Raw genomic sequence first — 23,623 nt, 5'->3', positions numbered from 1 at the left:
AGGCTCCTACTCGTGCCGGAGGGCGTCGATCGGGCGCAGGCGCGAGGCCCGGTTCGCCGGGAAACTGCCGAAGAAGAGACCGATCAGCGCCGACACCGCGAAGGCCAGCACGATCGACGACGGCACCACCACCGGGGTGATGCCCGCGAAGCTGAACTGGCTGCCGACCACGCCGATCACCACGCCGAGGAACCCGCCGAACAGGCTCAGCATCGTCGCCTCCGCGAGGAACTGGCCGAGGATCGCCGAGCGCGGTGCGCCGATCGCCTTGCGGATGCCGATCTCGCGGATCCGCTCGGTCACGGTCACGAGCATGATGTTCGTGACGCCGATCCCGCCCACCAGGAGGGAAATCGCGGCGACGGCGCCCAGCAGCACGGTGAACGTCTGCGTGGCCGACGTGCGCGTCGCCAGCAGCTGCTCCGAGTTCTGGATCTGGTAGTCGGGGGTGCCGCCGAGGCGGATGCCGTGGCGCGCGTTGAGGATCGCCGTGATCTCGGCCTGCGCGAGCGAGACGGAGTCGGCCGAGGTGGCCTGCACCGCGATCTGGCTCAGGTTGCCGTAACCCGCGAGCGAGTTCTGCACCGCGCTGATCGGGGCGATGGCGACGTCGTCCGCGTTCTGCAGCCCCGTGCTGCCCTTGGCCTGCAGCACGCCCACCACGGTGAATTGGATGCTGTTGAGCAGCACGTTCTTGCCCACCGGCTCCGCGGTGCCGAACAGCGCCTGGGCCGTGGTCGGGCCGAGGACCACGACCTTGCGCGCCTGCGTCACGTCCTCGGTGGTGAACAGCGCGCCGTCGGCGATCTGGCGGTTGGTCGTGGTGAAGTAAGCCGGCTCGGTGCCCGCGACCGTCGAGATGTCGTACGACGTCTGCCCGTAGGTGGCCGTCGCGCTGGTGTTCACCACCGGCGACGCGGCCTTCACGTCGGGCGCGCCGACCGGGTCGACGAGGGCGTGAGCGTCCTGGACGGTCAACGGCCGTGGCTCGCTGCCCTGCCCGCCGCCGCGCGACGGCGACACGTTGACCACGTCCGTACCCAGGCCCTGGATGCTGGCGGCGATCGCGGCCGAAGCCCCGTTGCCCACTGCAACCAGCAGGATCACCGACGCGACACCGATGGTGATGCCGAGCGTGGTGAGCGTCGAGCGCAGCTTGTTGGCGGTGAGGCCGCGCACGGCGAAGCGCAGCACCTCGAACACGTTCACGCGACCACTCCGACGCTGCGGTTGAGCTCGTCGCTCACGATCCGGCCGTCGCTGACGCGCACGACGCGGTGCGCGTGCTCGGCGACCTCGTCCTCGTGCGTGATCACGACGATCGTGCGGCCCAAGGCGTTGAGCCGGTCGAACACACCGAGCACGTCTTCGGTGCTGGCGCGGTCGAGGTTGCCGGTGGGCTCGTCGGCGAGCAGCAACGCCGGTCCGGTCACCAGGGCCCTCGCGACGGCGACGCGCTGCTGCTGGCCGCCGGACAGCTCACTCGGCAGGTGCTTGGCGCGCTCGGTGAGCCCCACCATTTCCAGTGCCGCCAGTGCCCGTTCCCGCCGCGCGGCCCGGCGAAGTCCACTGTAGACGAGCGGAAGTTCCACATTGGACAACGCACTCGTACGCGGCACGAGGTTGAACGACTGGAAGATGAACCCGATCTTCCGGTTGCGCAGCAAGGCGAGCTGGCGTTCGTTGAGGTCCGCGACGCTGAACCCGTCGAGCAGGTATTTGCCCGAAGTCGGCACGTCGAGGCAGCCCAGCATGTTCAGCAGCGTCGACTTGCCGGAGCCGGACGCGCCCATGATGGCCACGTACTCCCCCGGCCGCACGACGAGGTCGACCCCGCGCAGCGCGTGGACGGCCGTCTCGCCGGCGCCGTAGGTCTTGCGCAGTCCGGAGACCGCGATCACGGGTTTCATCCGCGTCCCCCGCCACCGAAGCCACCCTGGCCACCGCGGAAGCCGCCGCCGGCGCCACCGGTACCGCCCGTGCCGCCGAAGCCGCCGAACCCACCGGCGCCGGCGCCGCGCTGGCCCGCGCCGCCCGTGGCCGTGGTCGGCGACGCGGCCGTGAGCACCACGTTCTCGCCCTCGGTCAAGCCGGACTTGATCTCCACAGTGGACTCGCCGCGCACGCCGATCTCCACCTGCTGCGGCACGTTCCGGCCGTTCTCCTGGATCGTGACGACGTTCGTGGTGCCCGCCGTGGTGACGGCGGCCGCCGGCACGCTCAGCACGTTGTCGGCCTCGGCCACGGTGATCACGACGCTCGCCGACTGCCCGGGCCGCAGCCCCGACGGCGGGTTGGTGAGCGTGAGCTGCGCACCGTAGGAGACGACGTTGCCGCTGGTCGTGGGCGTGAGGTCGACCTTCGAGACGGACGCCTGGATCGGCTGGTCGGGCGAGGCGTTGAGCGTGACGGTGGCCTTCTGGCCCGCCTTCACCTTGCTCACGTCGATCTCGGCGACGGAGGTGTCCACGAGCAGGTTGGTCATGTCGGTGATCTGGACGAACCCACTGGACGACGAGCTGCTCGACGAGCTCGCGGACGAGCCTTGGCTGTTGCCACCGTTCCCGCCGTTGCCGCCGGAACCGCCGCTGCTCGCCGTGCTCCCCGACCCGCCGCTGCCGGCCTGCTGCCCGACGGTGCCGTTGATCGCCGTCACGGTGCCGGCGCCGGGCGCGGTGAGCACGGTGGCGTCGACGGCCGACTGGGCCGTGTCGACGTCGAGCTGCGCCTGGTCCACTTTGGCCTGCAGCGAGGTCACGGACTCCTGGCTCTGCTGCTGGCCTTGGCCCTGCCCGGCGCCGGAGCCCGACGTGGTGGTCGGAGTGTCCTCACCGGTGGCGAGGTTGTCCTCCGCCACGGCGAGGTTGTCCTTGGCGACCTGAAGCTGTTTCTCGGCCTGCGTCGAGTCGATCGTGGCGAGCTTCTGCCCCGCGCTCACCACGTCGCCGACCTTCACGTCGATGCTCGTGACCTTGCCGGAGGTCGTGAAGTTGGCGGCGCCGGTGTAGCCGCTCGAGAGGGTGCCCGCGGCGGAGACCGTTTCGGTCACGTCGCCACGGCGCACCGGGGTGGTGCGGGTCTGTGCCTGGGCGGTGTTGCCCGCCGGCGTGAATGCTTGGTAGATCCCGAAAGCCGCACCGCCGAGCAGTACGACCAGCACCCCGTTGATGACCCATGTCCGGGTACGCAGCCGCGTCATGGCCGCAAGACTGGTGGCGCTGCTTAGCAGTCAGCTGTTGGTTCCCTGTGGGCCAGCTGTGGATGTGGCGCCTCGAGTTGCGGAGTCACCGCTTCTTCCGGCGGTGCCGCGCACTCACCGCGAGCAGCAGCTGACGAACCGCGTCCACCACGAGCACAGCGCACAGCGCGCCGAGCGCGAGCGCCCCCGCGATGTGCCCGCCGAAGTACCGCTGCGACGCCAGCTGGGCGCCGTCGCCGGCGGTGGTGACGACCGTGACGACACCCGCGTGCCACAGCACGAACGCCAGCCACAGCGCCAACGCGGCCACGACGAGCTCGCCGAGCGCCACGAACGCGCGCCACGGCTGGTTGAGCCGCGCCGGCTTGGCCGAATCGCCGGGCCACAGATCGGCGCCGGTCGGCTGGGGAAGGTCGATCACGGGATCAAGCCTCTCAGGTTTCTCGCCCTGCGTCATTTCGTCTCGTTCGCCTCGACCAGCCGGGTGAGCGCCGCCTTGAGGGCCTCGACGTCCCGGGCCCACGCGAGCACGACCGTGCCGTCGTCGAGCTTCACGGGCAGCTCGTCGTACTTGTTCGGCACGCTCCAGCCTCCGCCGAGCACGCGCGCGCCGACGGGGGTGCCGACGTCGGTGACGTCCGCGATCCGCTTCGCCTCGACGCTTTCGCGGCCCTGGCGCAGCTCCTGCGTGGTCACCTCCAGCGAGAGGAACCGCCTGCGCGCGTAAACCCACGGGATCGTGAGCCCGCAGAGCGCGACCGCGATCAGCAGCCACGGGATCCAGTGCACCGGTCCGCCCGTCGCCAGCTCCGCCACCGCGCCGAGCACCGCGAACAGCGGCCCCCAGGCCAGCGAGCGCCAGCCGACGCCGGGTTCGGAGTAGAGCGTGCGGTCCATTACAGCTGCTTGCCGACCTTGGGGAAGAAGTCCCTGGTGCTCGGCAGGTACAGCAGCACCACCAGGATCACCAGCAGCAGCGACGACACCACCGAGAACACGCTGCGCACGAGCCCGAGCTGGAACACCAGCCCCAGCAGCGCCAGCATCGTGACCACGGTCCGGGCCGAACGCGTGCCCTCGCGGGCCTTGTAGGCGAACAGCACCATGATGATGCTGAAGCAGAGCGCGCCGACGAACAGCGCCCACACGAGCGTGGTGGCGTTGGACTCGAGCTGCGCCATGTCGAGCTTGCGGCCGGCCGGCGTCGCCTTCACGGCCTGGTCGACGAGCTGCTGCTTGAAGAAGATCGTGACGACCTGGCCGATCAGCAGCACCACGGACGCGGCGATCGTGAGGATGAACGCGGCCTTGACCGGGCCCGGGGCCTGCTCCTTCGAGGGCTCCGCGTCGTTCTGCAGGTACTCCGGGGACGACGCGACGGGCGGCGCCTTGGGGAAGCCGGTCGGGAGCTCTTTCGCCTGCTCCTCGACGTGCTTGACCTGCTCGGGCTGCTCGACCTGCGGGGCGGGCCTGGCCTGCTCGGCCTGTTCGGCTTCGTTCGGCGCGGGCTCCGGCTTCGCGAGGTTCTCGCTGGTCAGCCCCGCGGGTTCGGCGGTGTTGTCGTCCTTCTCGGCCACTCGTGGACTCTAGCCCAGTGCGGGCTCAGTCGAGCCAGGCGGCGGCTTCGGTGGCCCAGTACGTGAGGATCAGGTCGGCGCCCGCGCGGCGGATCGACGTGAGCACCTCCAGGATCGTGCGCTCGCGCTCGAGCCAGCCGTTGGCCGCGGCGGCCTCGACCATCGCGTACTCGCCGGAGATGTTGTACGCCGCCACCGGAACCGGCGAGATGTCCGCCGCCGCCTTGATGACGTCCAAATAGGACAGTGCCGGCTTGACCATGATCATGTCGGCGCCCTCGCCGAGGTCCAGCTCGATCTCGCGCAACGCTTCGCGCGCGTTGCCCAGGTCCTGCTGGTAGGTCTTGCGGTCGCCCTTGAGCTGCGAGTCGACGGCCTCGCGGAACGGGCCGTAGAACGCGCTGGCGTACTTGGCCGAGTAGGCGAGGATGGCCTTGTCGCTGTGGCCCACCTCGTCGAGCGCGCGGCGGATCACGCCGACCTGGCCGTCCATCATGCCGCTCGGCCCGAGCACATGCGCGCCCGCTTCCGCCTGCGCCACGGCCATTTCCGCGTACACGCGCAGGGTCGCGTCGTTGTCCACCGCGCCGTCCGCGTCGAGCACGCCGCAGTGGCCGTGGTCGGTGAACTCGTCGAGGCACGTGTCGGCCATCAGCACGGTCGCGTCCCCGAGCTCCTGACGCAGGTCCCGCAGCGCGACGTTGAGGATCCCGTTCTCGTCGACGGCGCCCGATCCCTCGGCGTCCCGCGTCTCCGGCACGCCGAACAGCATCAGCCCACCGACACCCGCGTTCACCGCGTCGACCGCGGCCTTCCGCAACGTGTCCCGGGTGTGCTGCACAACCCCCGGCATGCTCGAAATCGGCCGCGGCGCGTCAATCCCCTCGGCCACGAACATGGGCAGAATCAGCTGACGCGGGCGAAGCGTCGTTTCACCGACCAGCCTGCGCATGGCCGGCGTGGTACGGAGCCTGCGGGGTCGATGCTCAGGGAACACGCCGTCCACGGTACTCCCGCTGCTCGGGGGGCAATTCGGCTGCCCTCGGGAAAAACCACGTTCTGACAAGGTGTCCGGAAAATGTCGGGCGCGGAAAGGGACGGCTTTCGCGAGCCTCGACGATTTCCGCCTCGCGGCTCAGCCAAACGCTCATCACCCGCCTCGGCCCGGACCGAGTCGACCACGCTGAGTACTGCGGCGGGTAAAACGGCGCCGCAAGGAGACGGCAGGGCGTCGAGCCAGCTGTCAATCGCCCGCCGATGCGATGTGTGGCGGCCCATCTGGACCGGAACGCTCGCTTTCGGTCCAGCTGCGCCGACCCGTTCAGCCAGTTCGCCGGGGACATCCGCGTTCAGCCGCGCCATCCGGACAACTATGCCCACAAGGACCTGCCCCCGACACGAAAAGGGCCCCTCCCCGGAAACCGGAGAAGGGCCCTTCCCGAACCAAACCCGTCAGCTGCGACGCGCCCGCTTCGCCTTGCGGGGCGGCGGCAGGGCGCCCTCCGCGCGAAGCCGGGCGGCGTGCTCGGCCAGGGCGTCCACCAGGTGGGGCACGTCGGCCTTCTCCGGCTGGACGTCGACGCGCAGGCCGAATTCCACGGCGGTTTCCGCGGTCTTCGGGCCGATGCACGCGACCAGGGTGCGCGTGTGCGGCTTGCCGGCGATGCCGACCAGGTTGCGCACCGTCGAGGACGAGGTGAAGCAGACCGCGTCGAAGCCGCCGGTCTTGATCATCTCGCGGGTCTCGGCGGGCGGCGGGGCGGCGCGGACCGTGCGGTAGGCCGTGACGTCGTCGATTTCCCAACCGCGGTCGCGCAGGCCGGCGGACAACGTCTCAGTGGCGATGTCGGCGCGCGGCAGCAGCACGCGGTCCACGGGGTCGAGCACGTCGTCGTACGGCGGGAACTCGGCGAGCAGACCCTCGGACGACTGCTCGCCCGACGGGATCAGCTCGGGGATGATGCCGAACGAGCGGACCTTGGCGGCCGTCGAGGCGCCGACGCAGGCGATCTTCACGCCGGAGAACGCGCGGGCGTCGAGGCCGAACTCCTCGAACTTCTCCCACACCGCGCGCACCGCGTTGGTGGAGGTGAAGACGATCCACTGGTAGCGGCCGTCGACGAGGCCCTTCACCGAGCGCTCCATCTGCGCCGGGCTGCGGGGCGGCTCGACGGAGATCGTGGGCACCTCGTGCGAGGTCGCGCCGTGGCTGCGGAGGCGGTCGGCCATCTCGCCGGCCTGCTCCTTGGTGCGCGGCACCAGGACCTTCCAGCCGTACAGCGCGCGCGACTCCCACCACGACAGCTTCGAGCGCTGCCCGGCGGCCTGGCCGATGGTCACGATCAGCGGGCCGACGAGCTCACCGGCGTCATTGCCCAGCGTGCTGAGCGTGGAGTCGAGCGTGCGCTGGGTGTTGATGGTGCCGTTGGCCGTCACGGCGACGGGCGTGGACGGCGGCATGCCCTTCTCCGTGAGCCGGCTGGCGGCCTCGGCCAGGTGCGCCGAGGTGGCGTGCAGCACGAGCGGGCCGGGCTGCGCGGCGAGCGCCGCCCAGTCGACCTCGCCGCGGACGTCGACCTCGGTGTGGGTGCCGCCGAGGGCGACACCGGCGTAGGCCGGCACCGCGGCGCCGGGGGAAACGCCCGGGATCACCTCGAACACGGCGGACGTGCGGGCCACGGCCTGCACCTCGTTCACCACGGCGGGGGTGGTCAGCGGGTCGCCGGCGACCAGGCGCAGCACGAGCCGCCCGGCCTTGGCCTCGGTGGTCAGGTCCTTCGACACGTCGGCGGGCTCACCGACGGCGGGCCGGACCTCGGCGCCGGGGGCGGCGAGCGCGAGGACGGTGGCGGGCACGTCGGGATCGGTCACCACGACCTCGGCCTTGGCGAGCAGCTCCTGGGCGCGGACTGTGAGCAGCCCGGCGTCACCGGGGCCCGAGCCCACGAAGGCGACGCGCCCAGCGGTCTTGCGAGCGGGGGTCATCTCTGGCGTTTCTCCTGTCAGGCGGCCGGGTACGTCATCGGCCGCAGGTGTGTGGTGCTGGTCGTTCGGGTGCTGGTCATTCGAGTGCTCTGCGGGTTGCGTCACTGGGCGGGGCCGGACAGCAGTGCGCCGGCACCCAGGTCGAGGAGCTCGGCCGCCAACGTCCGGCCGAGCTGCTCCGCCTCGGCGAAGTCGGCGAGTGCGGAAGCCCGCAGCATGTCGACCGCGCCGTTCTCGCCCTCGACGGCCGCGGTGCCGCGCAGCGAGATCCGTTCCACGACCGCGCCCTCGGAGTCGAGGTCCTCGACGATCTCGGCGAGCGCACCCACGGGTGCGCTGCACCCCGCCTCGAGCGCGGCCAGCAGGGAACGCTCGGCCGTCACCGCGGCCCGCGTGCCCTCGTCGTCCAAACTGGACGCGAGCAGGTGCTCCACGTCCACGTCTTCGGCCCGGCACTCCACCGCCAGCGCCCCCTGCGCGGGAGCGGGCAGCATCTGGATCGGGTCGAGGGTCTCGGTGATCGCCCCCACCAGACCGATCCGGGCCAGTCCGGCACGCGCGAGCACCACGGCATCGAGCTCGCCGTCAGTGACCTTGCGCATGCGGGTATCGATATTGCCCCGAATCGGCACGATTTCCAAACCGAGACCCAGCGCGAGCAGCTGCGAGGTGCGCCGCGGCGCCCCCGTGCCGACCTTCGAACCCGGCGGGAGCTCACCCAGCGTGAGGCCGTCGCGGGCGATCAACGCGTCGCGCGGGTCCTCGCGCGGCGGCACGGCGGCGAGCACGATCCCGGCCGCCGGCGCCGTGGGCAGGTCCTTGTACGAGTGGACGATGACGTCGATTTCCTTGCGCAGCAAGGCTTCCCGCAGCGCTGAGGTGAAGACGCCGACGCCGATCTGCGGGATCGGCTTGCTGGAGACGTCGCCGGGGGTGGTGACGGTGACGATCTCGACCTCGGCGCCGGTGGCGCGGATCTTGTCGGCCACGGTCTCGGTCTGCGCGACGGCGAGCTTGCTGCCGCGCGTCCCGATGCGAATCACTCTGTCCACTGCTTACTTCTTCTCGATGTCTGGCGGCACGGCGGTGGGGCTCGCCACAGCCGCGGGGGCCTGCGGATCGAGGCAGAACAGCTCGCGCAACGCGTTGGCGTAGTCGGTGTCGGCCGTCTCGGCGGCCAGCTGCTTCACCCGCACTGTGGGCGCGTGCAGCAGTTTGTCGACGACACGGCGGACCGTGCGGCCGACTTCTTCGCGGACCTGCGTGTCGAGGTCCGGGAGGCGGTTGTCCAGACGCAGCAGCTCCGCGTCGACCACCTCGGCCGCGCGGCGGCGCAGCGCGGTGACGGTGGGCGTGACCTCGGCGCTGCGCTGGCCGGCGAGGTAGTCGCGCACCTCGTCGAGCACGATGCCGTTGGCCCTGATCGTCTGGCGTTCGGTGGTCGGGGCGCCGGCGTCGCGCATGCGGCGCTGGATCGTCTCGAGGTCGACGACGGTGACGTCGGCCAGGTCGGCCACGCCCGCGTCGACGTCCTTCGGCAGGCCGAGGTCGCACACCACGAGCGGGCGGCCCGCGCGGGCGGGCACGTGCTCGGGCAGGAACACGGCGTCCTGCGCGCCGGTACACGACACGACGATGTCGGCCTTCGCCACGGCGTCGGCCAGCTCGGACAGCGGCACGGCACGCGCGGGCACGCCTTCCACCGCGGTCTTCTCGGCGAGCCGCGCGGCCTTGGCTTCGGTGCGGTTGGCCACGGTGATCTCGCCGATGCCGGCCTTGCGCAGGTGCGACGCGGTGAGCGCGCCCATCGAGCCGGCGCCGACGATCAGGGCGTGCTTGCCGACGAGGTCGCCCGCGGCGGCCAGCGCCTCGGAAACCACGGACGCGCCGAGCTGGTCGAGACCCGTCTCGGAGTGCACGCGCTTGCCGACGCGCAGCGTCGTCTGGATCAGCTCGTGCAGCGTGCGCCCGACCGTGCCGGCCTCACGCGCGGTGGCGTAGGCCGAGCGGACCTGGCCGAGGATCTGCGTCTCGCCGACGACCATCGAGTCGAGGCCCGACGTCACGGAGAACAGGTGCTCGACGGCCGCGCCGGCGTAGTGCACGTAGAGGTTGTCGTAGAGCTCCGCCGGCTCCATGCCGGCCTGGCGGGCGAGCACGTCGGAGACGTCGTTCACGCCGCCGTGGAACGTCTCGACCACCGCGTAGACCTCGATGCGGTTGCACGTGGAGACCAGCATGGCCTCGCTCACGTGCTCGGCCTGCTGCAGCTCGTGCAGGACCTTGGTGACCTCTTCCGCGGGCACGGCGGCCCGCTCGAGCGTGGTCAGCTCCGCACTTCGGTGGGAGAGCCCGACCGCCAACACGCTCATCCGCGCACCACCATTCCAAGACCGCCGTCTGCCTGTCCGTTGCCGTTACTGCCATTGTCGATCGGCAGGCCGGCGTCGGGTAACCCGGTATTCCCCTGAATTGCCAGGGCGTCATCGGCACGGCGAGCCACGTGGAACGAGAGGATCTGAAGTTCGACCGCCAGGTCGACCTTGCGGACCTCGATGTGCGCCGGTACCTGGAGCACCACCGGCGCGAAGTTCAGTATGCACTGGACGCCGCCCGCTACCAGCCTGTCGCACACGGACTGCGCAGCGGTAGGAGGTGTGGCGATGATCCCGATGGAAATCTGCCGTTCGGAGCAGACGCGCGGGATTTCGTCCAGGTGCGAGACGGGCAGTCCCCCTACGGGAACCCCGACTAGGTCGGGGTCGAGGTCGAACAGCGCCTCGACGGGGAAACCGCGGCCGGGGAACCCGCCGTAGTTGGCCAGCGCGTGACCGAGGTTACCGATCCCGACCACGGCGACGCGGTGCTGGCGGGTGAGGCCGAGGATGCGTTCGATCTGGCTGACCAGCACCTGCACCTCGTAGCCGACGCCACGCGTGCCGTACGAGCCGAGGTAGGACAGGTCCTTGCGCAGCTTGGCGGAGTTCACGCCGGCGGACGCGGAGAGCTCTTCGCTGGAGACGGTGGTCGCACCCTGCTCCGCCATGCCCGACAGGACCCGCAGGTACACGGCGAGGCGCGCGACGGCCGCTTCGGGGATCTGCTTCGCGCGGACGGCCGTCTCGACGGCGCTGTCGACCGCGGGCATCTCCGCCGTGGGCGCGTTGTCGGCATCAGGCGCTGCCCGCCGGGCGCGGCCGTTGCCCTTCGCGGCCCGGCGGGGTGGTTCAGCGGGCGGTTCGGCACCGCTGCGCCTCCCCCGCTGTGTCACCACGCCCGGTCACTCCTCAAGATTGGGTCGCATCTCTTGACCCCGCGACTGGAGTCCGGTTCAATGCCGGGCTTTTGCGGGACGGCTCCCTACGGTAGTCCACTTGTGAACGCACGCACAAAGTCACTGGTCATCGACATGACACGACCCACACCCGCGCCCGATCAGGTGACAGCGGCCCGGGTCGCGGCGGGCACCGGGGCCGGCCGGGCAAGATCATCCGCGCCCCGCCCGCGTTTCGGAGGTCGTTCAGGCTGATGGCCACCCACTGGGTCTGGTGCGTTATCGCGCCGATCCTGGGACGGCGGGCGGTTCGACGCCCAGCGCGCGGAACCGGAGATCGCCGACCTGGCGGAGTCACGGACAAGGTCGCGGGTCGGATCGTGGAGAAGCTGCCGGGCTGAGACCCGTCGTACGTGGAGGTGGGTGAGCGTTGGCCGGGCACTGGTACTGGTACGTCGTCCTGGCGCTTGTCGTCGGCGGTTACGGGGTTTGGTACCTGCGCGGCTACCGGCGCCGGACCGCGGCCATCGCCGCCGGGGCGCGCGAGCGGGGGTGGACCTACCGGGAACGGGCGCCCCAGTTGCTCGGGCGGTGCCACGGCTACCCCTTCGGGCGGGGACGACGGCCGCGGGCGTGGCACGCCGTGAGCGGGAGCCACGACGGGCGCGAGTTCACCTCGTTCGAGTACAGCGAGGTCGTCGGGCATTCCGACGTCGACAGCAACGACAGCGCCGAGCGGCTGTACCTGCAGGTGTACGCCGTGAAGGTCGCCGGCGCGCCAGTGCTCACCGTGCGGCGCCGCGGGGTTGCGGGTGTCGTCGCGGGACGGCTGGGCGTGGGTGGGAACGCGACCGGTGACCCTGACTTCGATCGGCGGTTCGTGGTCGAAGGCGACGCCACGAGCCTCACTCCCGAAGCGCAGGTCTGGCTCACCGCCCACCCGCGACCGTTTCGCGTCGACGGCGGCGAGGTCCTCGTTTGGGATGAAGGGCGGTTCGACCTCGGCCGCGTGGAGCCCGCGCTGGAGCAGCTCGGGGAGCTGCTCACCCGTGCGCGGCTCGGCTGACCCAGCGTCAGGCGTTCACCATCACCGAGTGCCAGCCCGAAGCTCCGTTCGGCACCGGCTCCGCGGCCTGGTCCGTCTGGGTGTAGCCCGACTGGTCGGTCGCGCGGACCGTCACCGTGTGGCTGCCCGACGGCACGGCGAGGTCGGTCCACCACATGCGCCACGTGTCTTTGTTGACCTCGGTCGACAGGGTGGTCGGCTGCCACGGGCCCTGGTCGACGCGCACCTCGACCTTGGCGATGCCGATGTGCTGGGCCCACGCCGTGCCGGCGACGCGGAGCTTGCCCGAGGTCACCTTGGCGGTGTCGATGCGCGACTCGGTCTTGATGGGCGCCTGCTCGGCCCACCCGCGCTGCAGCCAGTAGGACTGGCGGTCGTCCCACTTGGCGAACTCGAGGCTGGTGACCCACTTCGTCGCGGAGACGTAGCCGTACAGGCCCGGAATGACGATCCGCGCGGGGAAGCCGTGTTCGACGGGCAGGGGTTCGCCGTTCATGCCGATGGCGAGCATGGCGCCGCGCGTCGGGTCGAGGGCGATCTTGGCCGGGGTGCTGCAGGTGAAGCCGTCGACGCTCGTCGCGTACATCTGTTCCGCGCCGGGTTGCACGCCGGCCGCGTCGAGGAGGTCGACGAGGTCCACGCCGATGAACTTGGCCGTGGAGATCAGGTCCCCGCCGACCTCGTTGGAGACACACGTCAAAGTGACCTCGCGCTCGACCAGCGGCCGCGAGCGGATGTCGTTGTAGGAGAACGAAACCTCACGGTTGACGAGGCCGTGGATCTTCAGGTTCCACTCCTCGGTGCGCACCTGCGGCACCACGAACGCCGTGTCGATGCGGTAGAAGTCCGAGTTCGGCGTGATGAACGGCGGCGAGCCCAGCTTCTGGAAATCGGCGTCCGGCGGCAGCGGCGGGGCCTTGCGCGCGGCGACGAGCGGTCCCACGGCCGCCCGCGAGGTGTCGGCGCTGCCCGTGCTCGAGATCGCCTGCCCGGCGACGGCCGCGACCCCCGCGCCCGCCGCGACGCCGATGCCGCGCGACAGGACCTGCCGCCGCGTCGGGCCCTTCGGCGGGCGGGCCTCGTCGAACGCCGGCGGCAGCGCGTAGTGGTGCAGCCAGGTGAACACGAACGCCGAAGCCGCCAGCGACACCACGGGCGCCAGCAGCGCGAGCTGCCCGACGTCGGTGCGCTCGTAGACGGCCGCGATCCCGGCGATGCCCAGCAGCACCACCACGATCTGGCCACCTCGCGGCGTGCGGCGCGAAACCTGCCCGGCCAGCACCGCGAACAGCACCAGCACCACGGCCAGGCCGATCTTCAGCACGGTCTTGTCCGCCGTGCCGAGCGTCTGCTCCGCCCACACCACCACGGCGTGCGGGCTGTGCGCGATCACGAAGTCGGCGACGGCCACGAACGGCGACGCGTTGTAACCGACGAAGCCGGCGATCAGGTGCCCCACACCCAATGCGGTGATCAAGGCCGCCAGCCCGATCAACGACGCGATCGGCAACGACAGCCGCCGCGGCTCAGGGGGCTTGACGGTCTGCGGGGCTTCCTTCAACGCGCTCACCCCACCATCTTCGGCGGGCTCGACCCCCGATACCGCCGGGAACCCTTACGACTTGATTACCGCATCGGACTATCGGGCGGAACTAGCCGGCCAGCGCCCGGCGGAACCGCTCTTCCTCCACCCGCCAGTACCCGTGTTCCGCACCGTCGATGAGGATCACCGGAACCTGGTCGCCGTACTCGGCTCGCCACTCCGCGTCACTGTCGACGTCCGCGAGCTCCCACGGCACGTCGAGCTCACCGCAGATCCGCGCGACCTCGGCCTCGGCCACCTCGCAAAGGTGGCAGCCGGCGCGCGTCATCACCGTCACCTGATGCACCACCGCAGTCTAGAACCGCGTCAGCGCAGCTTGAGCCGCCGCAGCTTCCCGGTGGCCGAATGCGGCAGCGTCGAAACGAACTCCACGAGGTGCGGCACCTTGTACCCGGCCAGGTTCGCCGCGCACTGGTCGCTCACCTGCTGTTCCGACAGCGCCGCGCCCTCGGCCGGCACCACGACCGCCTTCACGGCCTCGCCGCTGCGCTCGTCGACGACCCCGACCACGGCGACCTCCGCCACGCCCGGCAGCCGCGAGATCACGTCCTCGACCTCGTGGGGGTAGACGTTGAAGCCGTTGACGATGATCAGGTCGTTGGCGCGGTCGACCAGGTGCAGGTCGCCGTCGAGGTCGAGGTAACCGACGTCGCCGGTGCGGAACCAGCCCTCGGCGTCGGGGCCGTGCGCGCCGTCGGGCCAGTAGCCCGAGAACAGGTTCGCGCCGCGGATCGACACCAGGCCGGTGTCGCCGCCCGACTCGAAGACGTCGGCGACGTCGTCCGGGTCGAGCGGCACGCCCTCCTCGGTGCCGTCGCTGTCCACCAGCCGCAGCTCGATGCCGGGCAGCGGCCGCCCGACCGAGCCGGGCTTCGGGTAGCCCGTGACCAGCGTCGAGGTGACCACCGGCGCGCATTCGGTGAGGCCGTAGCCCTCGTAGACGTCGTGGCCGGTGGCCTCGCGGATCGCCGCCAGCACGCGCGGGTGCAGCGGCGCGGCACCCGAGGTCAGCATCCGCACGGTCGCGAGCCCGCGCGCCAGCTCCTCGGCGCCGAGGTCGGCGAACTCCGTGTACATGGTCGGCACGCCGGCGATCGACGTGACGCGGTACTCGGCGCAGTCGTCCAGCGTCTTCGCCGGCTCGAAGCGCTCCGAGAGCACCAGCGTCGCGCCCACGGCCGTCGCCTGGAGCAGGCCCGGGCCGAGGCCGTAGACGTGGAACAGCGGGATGGTCACGAGCACGCGGTCCTCGTGCACCGGCACGCCCTCGACCTGGCTGAGCTGCTCGAGGTTCGCCAGCAGCGCGCGATGCGACAGCAGCACGCCGCGCGGCGGGCCGGTGGTCCCGGAGGTGTAGGAGATCACCGCGATGTCCTCGCCGGCGCGGCCGAGGTCCACGGGGTCTCCCCCGAGTTCGCCGCGAGGTGACAGCGCCGTGAGGCTTTCGGGCAGGTCGGTGTCGTCGTCGCGCTGGATCACGAACCGCGGGTCGCAGTGCGAAAGCAGCTGCTCCAGCTCCGGCGCGGGCGCCTGCGGGGAGAGCGGCACCGCGATCGCGCCGGCGCGCAGCACGCCGTACAGGGCGACGGCGAAATCCGCCGACGTCGGCAGCCGCAGCACGACCCGGTCGCCCGGGCCTACGCCGGCTTCGACGAGCCGCCGCGCCTGCGCGTGGGCCGCCTCGTCGAGCTCCCGCCAGGTGAGCGTGGCCCCCGTGCCGGTCTCGGTGATGGCCGTTTCGTCCGCCCACCTGGCCGCCGCCTCGGTCAGCAGCTGCGCGACACCCTCCACCGGGCCCCCTTCCTGCTGTAGCCCTTTTGTCATCTTGTCACCCGTAACGGGGACGCCGCGCGATCGTCGCACCTCCGGTACCGCGGGACCTCTACCTACTTCGCGGTAACTACACGTATGCTGCACTGCGTCGCCGGGTGGCGTTGATCACTGCCGGGTGACGCGAGAAAGGGAGTCGCCGTGACGAACTTGCTGGTCCACGCAGTCGTGGAACACGTTCAGCGGCCCATTCCTGCTCGCGTGGGGGACGGGCGCACAGCTCGCCGCGGAGGCCGCCCGCCCGGCCTCCGGACCGCAGGAGGTGCCGCCCTGTGACCCTGCCGACCACCGCGAACCGCGGCCCCCTCGTGATGTTCGCCGAACGTGCGTTCGGGCGCCCCGCCGCCGTCCCGCTGGCCCGGACGACCGCGGCTGCGCAGGCGCCGGATCCCGCCGAAGCCGCCAAGATCGAGGCGTGGGACCTCGTGCGCGAAGCGCAGGAGGGCGACTCCTCGGCATTCGGGAAGCTCTACGACCGGTACGTCGACGTCGTCTACCGCTACGCGCTGTTCCGCCTCGGCGATCGCGAGCTGGCCGAGGACGTCACGAGCGAGACGTTCCTGCGCGCGCTGCGCCGGATCACGTCCGTGAGCTACCAGGGCCGCGACGTCGGGGCCTGGTTCGTCACGATCGCCCGGAACCTGATCCTCGACCACGTGAAGTCGAGCCGCTTCCGTCTCGAGGTCGTGACCGACGAGGTCAGCGAGCCGGGCGCGGCACCGGTTTCGGCCGTCGGGCCGGCCGCGCCGGCCGGGCCGGAGCAGCAGGCCATCGCGGGCGCCACGCGCGCGGAGCTGCTGCGCTGCGTCGCCGAGCTGGGCGAGGACCAGCGCGAGTGCATCGTGCTGCGGTTCCTGCAGGGGCTGTCGGTCGCGGAGACGGCCCAGGTGATGCACCGCAACGAGGGCGCGATCAAGGCGCTGCAGCACCGCGCTGTCCGCCGTCTGGCCCAATTGCTGCCCACCGGGCTGCGCTGACATTTTTCACGTCCCGGCGCAACCGTAACTTCTTCGTCTTCTAATCGTTTCTCCACGCAGACCGGCTGTCAGGGCCGGGGCTTGTAGAGCTTTGTGAAGCTTTGTGGAGACGGAGCAGCACCGTGGGCGTCCCCGGGTGGTTTTCGCGGGATCGAGCCGAGAACGAGCGGTTCGATCGCGCGCTGGACCCGTCGCCCGTCGAGCGCGACGGCGAGTTCGCCGACGAGCTGGCCGTGGTCGCCGCCCTGCGTTCGCTGGGCGAGGCGGGCGCGCCCGACGTCGCGACGCGCGAGCGCATCCGGGCGGAGATCGAGGGCCGGCTCGGCCAGCCCGTCGTCCGGCGGCGCCGGAAGCCGCGGATGGCCGATCTGGTGGCGGCCGGCATCGCGCTCGTGCTGGGGCTGGCCGGACTGACGCTGCTGCTGTCGCGCAACGCCATGCCGGGCGACGCGCTGTACACCGTGAAGCGCGCGGGTGAAGAGACGTCGCTGGGGCTGACGTTCGGCGACGAGGCCAAAGCGCGCAAGCACCTGGAGTTCGCCGCCAACCGCGTGAGCGAACTGGGGCTGATGAGGGACGCGTCGCCGTCGGCGTACCGGACAGCGCTGGGGGACTTCGGCAGCGACGTCCGCGCGGGCGTCACGGCGTTGACGGCACTGGCGACGGGCGGCAGCGGGCGGACGCAGCTGTCGGACCTCGAGACGTGGACGAAGGAGCAGGCGCGGCTGCTGGCGGCCGAGCAGCCGCGGGTCCCGACGTCCGCGCGCGCGGACTTGAGCGGCGCGCGCGGGCTGCTCACGCGAGTGCAGCAGCGGACGTCGGCGCTGGTGTCGCGGCTGAACTGCTACGAGATCACCACGGGCAGCTCCGACGAGCTGGGCCTGCTTCCGGCGCGCGGCGCGTGTACGCAGCAGCCCACGCGTCCTGGTGAGCCGGCGCCGCCTTCGCCTTCGTCACCTGGCCCCACCCCTACGCCGACCGAAAGCGAGGTGCCGCCGGCGACCGGGACGTCGTACCCGCCGGACCTGGCCGTGTCCAGCACGCCGACGCCGACGTCCGGGGGCAGCGCCACGGCTCCCCCGCCGGTGTTCTCGCCGCCGATCACCGCGCCGACGACGCCGCGGCTGCCGACGACCAGCCCGCCGCCGCCGTTGATCTCGATCCCGCCGCTGCTGCCGGGACTTCCGCCCATCGTCATCGGGTGATCGTCGGCGGGGGCGGGACTCGGCCCGGTCAGTCGCTGGCGTGCGCGGTGTTGTCGAGCCAGTGCTGGGCGAGGTCGAGGTCGCCGTCGACGCTGATGGTTTCGCCGTCAGAGAGAGGGAGCCGGCGGGTCAGGACCATCAGCAGCGACTGTGCCGGGCCGGTCACCGTCACGTCGGCCTGCCGGGTCCCGGGCTGCCACGTCGCTCCGTCCGGGCGCCGTTCGACGAACCACGCGCCGTCGGTGTCGGTGGCCCGCCACTGCAGGGTCTGCCCGGTGCCCCGGACGGCGTGAGCGGACTCGGGCCGTTGCATCGTCCACGTGGGCGAGGTGAGCATCGCGAGGTGGTTGCCGATGAGCGCGGCGGCGACACCGGCGTCGACATCGGCCGGGCGGCCCGCCGCATTGGCTGCGTCGAAACCGTGGACGACGGCCTCGTTCAGCATGCTGGACATCCAGAATTGCGCCCCGGACCGCTCGTCGCCGGCGGCGTTGAACACCGGCGCCCCGAGCGCGTCGTCGGAGCACGCGCTCGCCACTCGCTGCGCGGACTCCGCCAGCCACGCCGGCCACTCGCCGGGTTCGGCCGGCAGCACGGCCATCTCTGTGGGCAGCTGTGTGGGATCGGTGATGCGCCGCTCGATGATCTCCGCGACCCAGTTCTGCGTCTGGCCCACGTGCGCGACCAGGTCGGTGACGGTCCACTCCGGGGCCGTCGGCACGGCGGCGCCGGGCCCGGCCACGGCGGCCGATTCCGCCAGCCGCCGGGTGTGGTCGACGATCGCGCGCCGGACGGTTTCCGCGTTCAGCTCGGTCATGGCACTGTCCTTGGTGTCGGGGTGAGCGCCCGCCCCCTGCGGGCGCCTTCGACTACGCGTCGAACGACGGTATCCGGGATCGACAACCCCGAGCACGACTTTCGATCCTTCCGGCCGAAGGTCGGAAATCGCGGACGCCGGTCACGAACAACCGCAGTCACCACGGACGAAGGAGCCAGGTGATCACTCGGAGCTTCGGCAACCCCTGATCGAGGCCCTCACCACACCTGGAACGGGTGAGTCGCGTGGTCGCTACGCTGTGCGTCAGGACCCGGCCGTTCCCGGCCGCCGGGACGTGCCCGAACGTGGAGGCGGTGTGCGTGTCAGCTTGGCGTGGCAAGGATAAGAGTCAGGAGCTCGAACGGCTCGCCACGCTCGCGGGCGAGGCGTCGGCCGAGGCCGCTCAGATCAGGGCGAACGCCGAGCCCGCCGTGCCCCCGGCCCCACCGGACCTGACCGCGGCCGCGTTCTTCGACGTCGACAACACGATGATGATGGGCGCGTCGATCTTCTACTTCGCGCGCGGCCTCGCGGCGCGCAAGTTCTTCACGTCCGCCGACCTCGCCGGTTTCGTGTGGCAGCAGGTGAAGTTCCGCCTGGGCGGGCGCGAGAACAAGGAGGACATCAAGTCCCACCGCGAGCGCGCACTGTCCTTTGTGGCCGGTCGCACCGTCGAGGAGCTCACCAGCATCAGCGAAGAGATCTACGACGAGCTCATGGCCGACAAGATCTGGTCCGGCACCCGCGCGCTCGCCCAGATGCACCTCGACGCGGGCCAGCGCGTGTGGCTCGTCACCGCCACGCCCATCGAGCTCGCCGCGATCATCTCCCGGCGCCTGGGCCTGACGGGCGCCCTCGGCACCGTCGCGGAAACCAAGGACGGCGTCTACACCGGCCGCCTCGTCGGCGACCTGCTCCACGGCCGCGCCAAGGCCCACGCCGTCCGCGCGCTCGCCTCGCGCGAAGGTCTGAACCTCAAACGCTGCACCGCGTACTCCGACTCACAGAACGACGTCCCCATGCTGTCCGCCGTCGGCACCGCCGTGGCCATCAACCCGGACTCCGGCCTGCGCGACGTGGCCCGCGCCCGCGGCTGGGAAATCCGCGACTTCCGCACGGGCCGCAAGGCGGCGAAGATCGGCGTCCCGTCGGTCCTGGGCGCGGGCGCGCTGGCGGGCGCCGTCGCCGCGGGGATGGCCTACCGCCGCCGCTGACGTTGTCACCGGCGGACCGAGGCGCCTCAGCCGCGGAAGATGTTCTTGCGCTGGGCGAGGCGGCGGTACAGGGCTTGCTGGATGGATTCGCGCACCTGGTCCGTCAGGGTGAACACCAGCATCGGGTCGTCGATGGCGTCCGGGGTGAAGTCGTCGGTGCGGATGGGTTCGCCGAACTCGATGGTCCACTTCGTGGGCAGCGGGACGGCGCCGAGGGCACCGAACAGCGGGAAGAACGGCGTGACCGGGAAGTACGGCAGGCCGAGCACCCGCGCGAGCAGGCGGATGTCGCCGATTTTGGGGTACGTCTCCTCCGCACCGACGACGGACACGGGGATGATCGGCACGCCCGCCCGCATAGCGGCGGAGACGAAGCCGCCGCGGCCGAAGCGTTGCAGCTTGTAGCGCGCGGAGAACGGCTTGCCGATGCCCTTGAAGCCCTCCGGCCACACGCCGACGAGCTCGCCGCCGCGCAGCAGGCGTTCGGCGTCGGCGTTGCAGGCCAGCGTCTGGCCCGACTTGCGCGCGAAGGAGCCCACCAGCGGCATCTTGAACACCAGGTCGGCGCCGAGGCCGCGCAGGTGGCGCCCGCCCGTCTCGTCGTGGACGGCGACGGCGGTCATCAACGCGTCGAGCGGCAAGGTGCCCGAGTGGTTCGACACGAGCAGCGCGCCGCCGGTCGCCGGGAGGTTCTCGACGCCGAAGGTGTCGACGCGGAACCACTTCTCGTACAACGCGCGCAGCGGCGGCAGCACGAGGGTCTCGGTGAGCTCGGCGTCGAAGCCGAACTCGTCGACGGTGTAGTCGCCCGTCAGCCGGTTCCGCAGGAACGCCAGCGCCGAGCGCACGGACTCCGGCAGGGGTTCCGGCTCGGCGGGAGCCGGCGGGGCGGCCGGGAAAGCCACCACCGGCGCGTCCGAAGCAGACTTCGCAGGCTCGGCCGGCGGCGCGGCAGGCTGCGAAACCCGCCCCGGGCCGTGCAGCGGGATCACCTGGGCCTCGGCTCCGTTCACGGTGTGCGCCTCACTTCCGATCGCGGGGCTCATCGGCCGGCCTGCCCGGTCGCGGCGGCCACGAGGACCTTGCCGGCCAGCGAGGCCAGCCGGGCGCCGTCGAACACCGGGCGCAGGCCGCGGCCCGCGGTGTAGTCGTCGAACGCCTCGCGCGTGGTGAAGCGAGGCTGGTAGCCGAACTCCGTCTTGAGCTTCGTGATGTCCACGACCCGCCCGAAGTTCAGCAGGCGGACCTGGTCGGCCGAGAAGTCGACCACGCGCGCGCCCCGCAGGACCTTGCCCACGGACGGCACCACCGCGCTCGGCATCGGCAGCCCCACGCGGCCCGCCCGGCGGATCGCCTGGGACAACCCGATCACCCCTTCCGACGCGACGTTGAACACGCCCGGCTTGTCCTGCAGCACGGCCTGCTCCAGCACGCCCAGCGCGTCGGACGCGTGCAGCAGCTGAAGCCGCGCGTCGTAGCCGAAGACGGTGGGCACGACAGGCAGCGCGAAGTAGCGCGAGAGCACCGTGTCGACCTCGGGCCCGATGATGTTGGTTAAGCGCGCGAGCGTGACGGTGATGTCGGGCCGGCGGCGGGCGAGGCCGCGCACGTAGCCCTCCACCTCCACCGCGTCCTTCGCGTAGCCGCTGGACGACGTCGGGATCAGCTCCGAGTCCTCCGTGAACACGGCCTGCGAACGCGCCCCCGCGCCGTAGACGGCCGCAGTGGACTTGACCACGAGCTTGCGCACCTTCGGCGAACTCTGGCAGGCCGCCAGCAGCCGCATCGTGCCGATCACGTTCAGTTCCTTGACGGCGGAGCGGCGGCTCGGGCCGGCCGGGTGGGCCAGGCACGCTGTGTGGACCACCGTGTCGACGCCGGCGCTGCTGATGACCTTGGCGATCAGCGGGTTGCGGATGTCGGCGCGCACGAACTCCGCGTTGCCCATCCGCTGCAGCACCTCTTTCGGAGGCGGCGCGGTGTCGACGCCGATCACGCGCTCGAAGGCGGAGTTGGTGCCGAGGCGGGCGAGCAGCTTCCCGCCCAGGTCTCCGGCGACCCCGGTGACGAGCACGATGTTCGACGGCATGGGACTCCCTGTGCGGCTGGGCTGTTCGGCTGGGCGTGAGAGGGCGGACGATCACCCGAAGTGCACGAGCCTGCACTCATTGAAAGCATCGCGCGGACGCACCACCGATGTTACCGGCGCCGGGGGGTGCCCTGACCAGGTCTTACTTCGTATTTACAACTCCACCCGAGAATTGCGGCTCACGCCTCACTCGATCGGGGGAGAAGGCCCACCACATGGACGTGGCCCGTCCAGAGACTGGACGGGCCACGGCGCATCAGCTGTGGGGCTGGCTCACTTGCCGGCCTTACGACGCTGCACTCGCGTACGGCGAAGCAACTTGCGGTGCTTCTTCTTGGACATGCGCTTGCGGCGCTTCTTGATCACGGAACCCATAGGGCGCTCCTCAGTTGTCGTCGGTCACGCTGCCCGGCGCAGCGTCCAACGGGTGGAGCGCACAGGCACGAGCGGTCTACCAGGTTACCCGCGCCCTGACGCGGGCCGGTCGGCGGGCATGGCTAGCGCATGCCCGGCGACCGCGCAGCCCCGCCCACCGCCGCCCTCAACGGAGCGGCTCGCCGCACTGAGCTGCTATCCGACGTCGAAGTAAGCACCCTGCAGGTACTCGTGCACAGCCTTTTCGGGCACCCGGAACGACTTGCCCACCCGCACGGCGGGGAGCTCACCCGAGTGCACCAGCCGGTACACGGTCATCTTCGAGACCCGCATCAGCGTGGCCACTTCGGCGACTGTCAAAAACTGGACCTGCCCTACCGCGGGCAAATCCTCCTTCTTGTTCGGCGACATGATTACCGCGTCCTTCGACACGTGTCGCGCCACGAGGCTTCCCCACCTGTGGTATCGACACGCACGTGCTCTCCTAGAGGGTAGCGGGACACGTGGGACTAGTGCGACGGCTGTCACCGGGATGGGCCCCTACCTGCGGGTTTTCCGCGCGCGGATAACCCTCCCGGGTCTGGTTTGCCGGTTTTGTCAGTCCTCGTGGGCGCGGCCGAGCTCTTCCGAACGGTCGCGCGCGGCCTCGATCGCGTCCAGCAGAGCCGCCCGCACACCGTGCTTCTCGAGCTCGCGGATCGCGTTGATCGTGGTGCCGGCGGGCGACGTGACGGCCTCGCGCAGCAGCACGGGGTGGTCCGTGCCCTCGGCGAGCATCTTCGCGGCGCCCACGGCCGACTGGATGATCAGCTGCCCCGCGAGCGCGCGCGGGAGGCCGAGCAGGATGCCCGCGTCGATCATGGCCTCGACCAGGTAGAAGAAGTAGGCCGGTCCTGAGCCTGAGAGGGCCGTGACGGCGTCCTGCTGCGATTCCGGCACCTCGACGACCTGGCCGACGTGCGAGAGCAGCTCGTGGACCGTGGCCAGGTGTTCGGCGGTGGCGTAGCGGCCGGGCGACATCGCGCTCATGGCCTCGCCGACCAGCATCGGCGTGTTCGGCATCACGCGGACCACGGGCACGCCGTCGGCCAGGCGCCGCTCGTACAGCGATGTCGGCAGCCCCGCGCACAGCGAGACGACCAGCGAGGACGCCCCGAGCAGCGGCGCCAGCTCCGCCAGCACCGGCTCGATGTCCTGCGGCTTCACGGCGACCACGAGCACGTCCGCACGCTTCGCCGCCTCCTCGACGGTGGCCGCGCGCATGCCCGGGTAGCGCTCCTCGAGCTCGCGGACGCGACCCTCGTAGCGCTCGGTGAAGAGCAGGTCGCCGGGCGCGTGGCCCCCGTGCAGCAGCCCCGACAGGAGGGCCTCGCCGATCTTTCCCGCGCCCAGCACCGCAATCACACTCATGC

General features: G+C 71.2%; 24 protein-coding genes. 4 read left to right on the top strand and 20 right to left on the bottom strand.

All coding sequences use genetic code 11. The features are described 5' to 3' along the window. Nucleotides 1-6: 6 nt before the first annotated feature. The 11 genes from ACQPXB_RS03160 to ACQPXB_RS03110 all read right to left on the bottom strand — a co-directional run bounded on the left by ACQPXB_RS03160 (nt 7) and on the right by ACQPXB_RS03110 (nt 11,035). Entirely contained in the window at nt 7-1,209 is a 1,203-nt protein-coding gene (locus tag ACQPXB_RS03160; protein ID WP_432849358.1) for an ABC transporter permease, read from the bottom strand. Then, nucleotides 1,206-1,910, bottom strand: coding sequence for an ABC transporter ATP-binding protein (locus ACQPXB_RS03155; RefSeq protein WP_386946228.1), 705 nt, complete (start codon nt 1,908-1,910; stop codon nt 1,206-1,208). Before ACQPXB_RS03155 ends, ACQPXB_RS03160 begins: the two co-directional genes overlap by 4 nt. Beyond that, nucleotides 1,907-3,199, bottom strand: a complete 1,293-nt coding sequence (locus tag ACQPXB_RS03150; RefSeq protein ID WP_432849357.1) for an efflux RND transporter periplasmic adaptor subunit — start codon at nt 3,197-3,199, stop codon at nt 1,907-1,909. The genes ACQPXB_RS03155 and ACQPXB_RS03150 overlap by 4 nt, the downstream gene beginning before the upstream one ends. 85 nt (nt 3,200-3,284) lie before the next feature. Then, complete coding sequence (locus ACQPXB_RS03145) at nt 3,285-3,620, bottom strand: hypothetical protein (RefSeq protein ID WP_366577841.1); 336 nt, start codon at nt 3,618-3,620, stop codon at nt 3,285-3,287. Between the two features lie 32 nt (nt 3,621-3,652). After that, nucleotides 3,653-4,096 (bottom strand): hypothetical protein, encoded by a 444-nt coding sequence (locus tag ACQPXB_RS03140; protein ID WP_432849356.1) that lies wholly within the window; start codon nt 4,094-4,096, stop codon nt 3,653-3,655. Next, on the bottom strand, nt 4,096-4,776 hold the full coding sequence (locus ACQPXB_RS03135) for a hypothetical protein (protein ID WP_432849355.1): 681 nt from the start codon (nt 4,774-4,776) through the stop codon (nt 4,096-4,098). The genes ACQPXB_RS03140 and ACQPXB_RS03135 overlap by 1 nt, the downstream gene beginning before the upstream one ends. Before the next feature lie 25 nt (nt 4,777-4,801). Continuing rightward, entirely contained in the window at nt 4,802-5,773 is a 972-nt protein-coding gene (gene hemB, locus ACQPXB_RS03130; protein WP_366577835.1) for a porphobilinogen synthase, read from the bottom strand. Between the two features lie 455 nt (nt 5,774-6,228). Further along, on the bottom strand, nt 6,229-7,761 hold the full coding sequence (locus tag ACQPXB_RS03125; RefSeq protein ID WP_386946221.1) for a uroporphyrinogen-III synthase: 1,533 nt from the start codon (nt 7,759-7,761) through the stop codon (nt 6,229-6,231). A 101-nt stretch (nt 7,762-7,862) separates the two neighbouring features. After that, nucleotides 7,863-8,813, bottom strand: coding sequence for a hydroxymethylbilane synthase (hemC, locus tag ACQPXB_RS03120; protein ID WP_285970798.1), 951 nt, complete (start codon nt 8,811-8,813; stop codon nt 7,863-7,865). Between the two features lie 3 nt (nt 8,814-8,816). Next, nucleotides 8,817-10,133 carry a glutamyl-tRNA reductase gene (locus tag ACQPXB_RS03115; protein ID WP_366577829.1) on the bottom strand — a complete coding sequence of 439 codons (1,317 nt, stop codon included), beginning with the start codon at nt 10,131-10,133 and terminating at the stop codon, nt 8,817-8,819. Then, nucleotides 10,130-11,035, bottom strand: coding sequence for a redox-sensing transcriptional repressor Rex (locus ACQPXB_RS03110; RefSeq protein WP_366577827.1), 906 nt, complete (start codon nt 11,033-11,035; stop codon nt 10,130-10,132). The genes ACQPXB_RS03115 and ACQPXB_RS03110 overlap by 4 nt, the downstream gene beginning before the upstream one ends. Nucleotides 11,036-11,465: 430 nt before the next feature. Here ACQPXB_RS03110 and ACQPXB_RS03105 point away from each other — a divergent pair, with 430 nt between their 5' ends. Then, nucleotides 11,466-12,101: a hypothetical protein gene (locus tag ACQPXB_RS03105; RefSeq protein WP_432849354.1), complete on the top strand. Its 636-nt coding sequence runs from the start codon at nt 11,466-11,468 to the stop codon at nt 12,099-12,101. Between the two features lie 7 nt (nt 12,102-12,108). Here the strand turns inward: ACQPXB_RS03105 and ACQPXB_RS03100 are convergent, their stop codons facing one another. The 3 genes from ACQPXB_RS03100 to ACQPXB_RS03090 all read right to left on the bottom strand — a co-directional run bounded on the left by ACQPXB_RS03100 (nt 12,109) and on the right by ACQPXB_RS03090 (nt 15,528). Beyond that, nucleotides 12,109-13,671 carry a molybdopterin-dependent oxidoreductase gene (locus ACQPXB_RS03100; RefSeq protein ID WP_432849353.1) on the bottom strand — a complete coding sequence of 521 codons (1,563 nt, stop codon included), beginning with the start codon at nt 13,669-13,671 and terminating at the stop codon, nt 12,109-12,111. 82 nt (nt 13,672-13,753) lie between these two features. Beyond that, nucleotides 13,754-13,993: a glutaredoxin family protein gene (locus ACQPXB_RS03095; protein ID WP_366577822.1), complete on the bottom strand. Its 240-nt coding sequence runs from the start codon at nt 13,991-13,993 to the stop codon at nt 13,754-13,756. A gap of 17 nt (nt 13,994-14,010) precedes the next feature. Further along, on the bottom strand, nt 14,011-15,528 hold the full coding sequence (locus tag ACQPXB_RS03090; protein ID WP_432849352.1) for an AMP-binding protein: 1,518 nt from the start codon (nt 15,526-15,528) through the stop codon (nt 14,011-14,013). Between the two features lie 278 nt (nt 15,529-15,806). Between ACQPXB_RS03090 and ACQPXB_RS03085 the strand changes: the two genes are divergently transcribed. Together ACQPXB_RS03085 and ACQPXB_RS03080 are read left to right on the top strand one after the other, a co-directional pair. After that, entirely contained in the window at nt 15,807-16,511 is a 705-nt protein-coding gene (locus tag ACQPXB_RS03085) for a sigma-70 family RNA polymerase sigma factor (protein WP_432849351.1), read from the top strand. A 122-nt stretch (nt 16,512-16,633) separates the two neighbouring features. Then, the gene (locus ACQPXB_RS03080; RefSeq protein WP_432849350.1) at nt 16,634-17,716 is read left to right on the top strand and encodes a DUF5667 domain-containing protein; all 1,083 of its coding nucleotides are present in this window, start codon (nt 16,634-16,636) and stop codon (nt 17,714-17,716) included. Nucleotides 17,717-17,744: 28 nt separating this feature from the next. Here the strand turns inward: ACQPXB_RS03080 and ACQPXB_RS03075 are convergent, their stop codons facing one another. Continuing rightward, nucleotides 17,745-18,533, bottom strand: a complete 789-nt coding sequence (locus tag ACQPXB_RS03075) for a maleylpyruvate isomerase family mycothiol-dependent enzyme (RefSeq protein ID WP_432849349.1) — start codon at nt 18,531-18,533, stop codon at nt 17,745-17,747. 305 nt (nt 18,534-18,838) lie between these two features. On the opposite strand from ACQPXB_RS03075, the gene ACQPXB_RS03070 reads away from it, so the two are divergent. Next, a complete protein-coding gene (locus ACQPXB_RS03070) occupies nt 18,839-19,747 on the top strand; it encodes an HAD family hydrolase (protein WP_432857265.1) in 909 nt (302 codons plus the stop codon). Nucleotides 19,748-19,773: 26 nt separating this feature from the next. On the opposite strand, the gene ACQPXB_RS03065 is transcribed toward ACQPXB_RS03070, so the two are convergent. From ACQPXB_RS03065 to proC, 5 genes are all read right to left on the bottom strand, one after another. After that, the gene (locus ACQPXB_RS03065) at nt 19,774-20,793 is read right to left on the bottom strand and encodes a lysophospholipid acyltransferase family protein (protein ID WP_432849348.1); all 1,020 of its coding nucleotides are present in this window, start codon (nt 20,791-20,793) and stop codon (nt 19,774-19,776) included. Beyond that, nucleotides 20,790-21,836: an NAD-dependent epimerase/dehydratase family protein gene (locus ACQPXB_RS03060; RefSeq protein WP_432849347.1), complete on the bottom strand. Its 1,047-nt coding sequence runs from the start codon at nt 21,834-21,836 to the stop codon at nt 20,790-20,792. Before ACQPXB_RS03060 ends, ACQPXB_RS03065 begins: the two co-directional genes overlap by 4 nt. Before the next feature lie 273 nt (nt 21,837-22,109). Further along, nucleotides 22,110-22,211 carry a 30S ribosomal protein bS22 gene (locus tag ACQPXB_RS03055; protein WP_007030867.1) on the bottom strand — a complete coding sequence of 34 codons (102 nt, stop codon included), beginning with the start codon at nt 22,209-22,211 and terminating at the stop codon, nt 22,110-22,112. 195 nt (nt 22,212-22,406) lie between these two features. Next, nucleotides 22,407-22,622 (bottom strand): helix-turn-helix domain-containing protein, encoded by a 216-nt coding sequence (locus ACQPXB_RS03050; RefSeq protein WP_037353555.1) that lies wholly within the window; start codon nt 22,620-22,622, stop codon nt 22,407-22,409. A gap of 186 nt (nt 22,623-22,808) precedes the next feature. After that, nucleotides 22,809-23,621, bottom strand: coding sequence for a pyrroline-5-carboxylate reductase (proC, locus tag ACQPXB_RS03045; protein ID WP_366577808.1), 813 nt, complete (start codon nt 23,619-23,621; stop codon nt 22,809-22,811). Nucleotides 23,622-23,623 lie beyond the last annotated feature (2 nt).

This window comes from Amycolatopsis sp. CA-161197, assembly GCF_050942255.1.
Taxonomy (GTDB): Bacteria; Actinomycetota; Actinomycetes; order Mycobacteriales; family Pseudonocardiaceae; genus Amycolatopsis.
This window is presented reverse-complemented; position numbering and strand designations above follow the sequence as displayed.

Coding starts and splice junctions, on each gene's coding strand:
- ACQPXB_RS03050 (WP_037353555.1), bottom strand. CDS start 22,622: ATGTCGCCGAACAAGAAGGAGGATTTGCCCGCGGTAGGGCAGGTCCAG.
- ACQPXB_RS03125 (WP_386946221.1), bottom strand. CDS start 7,761: ATGACCCCCGCTCGCAAGACCGCTGGGCGCGTCGCCTTCGTGGGCTCG.
- ACQPXB_RS03115 (WP_366577829.1), bottom strand. CDS start 10,133: ATGAGCGTGTTGGCGGTCGGGCTCTCCCACCGAAGTGCGGAGCTGACC.
- ACQPXB_RS03090 (WP_432849352.1), bottom strand. CDS start 15,528: ATGACAAAAGGGCTACAGCAGGAAGGGGGCCCGGTGGAGGGTGTCGCG.
- ACQPXB_RS03060 (WP_432849347.1), bottom strand. CDS start 21,836: ATGCCGTCGAACATCGTGCTCGTCACCGGGGTCGCCGGAGACCTGGGC.
- proC (WP_366577808.1), bottom strand. CDS start 23,621: ATGAGTGTGATTGCGGTGCTGGGCGCGGGAAAGATCGGCGAGGCCCTC.
- ACQPXB_RS03150 (WP_432849357.1), bottom strand. CDS start 3,199: ATGACGCGGCTGCGTACCCGGACATGGGTCATCAACGGGGTGCTGGTC.
- ACQPXB_RS03075 (WP_432849349.1), bottom strand. CDS start 18,533: ATGACCGAGCTGAACGCGGAAACCGTCCGGCGCGCGATCGTCGACCAC.
- ACQPXB_RS03140 (WP_432849356.1), bottom strand. CDS start 4,096: ATGGACCGCACGCTCTACTCCGAACCCGGCGTCGGCTGGCGCTCGCTG.
- ACQPXB_RS03155 (WP_386946228.1), bottom strand. CDS start 1,910: ATGAAACCCGTGATCGCGGTCTCCGGACTGCGCAAGACCTACGGCGCC.
- ACQPXB_RS03065 (WP_432849348.1), bottom strand. CDS start 20,793: ATGAGCCCCGCGATCGGAAGTGAGGCGCACACCGTGAACGGAGCCGAG.
- ACQPXB_RS03055 (WP_007030867.1), bottom strand. CDS start 22,211: ATGGGTTCCGTGATCAAGAAGCGCCGCAAGCGCATGTCCAAGAAGAAG.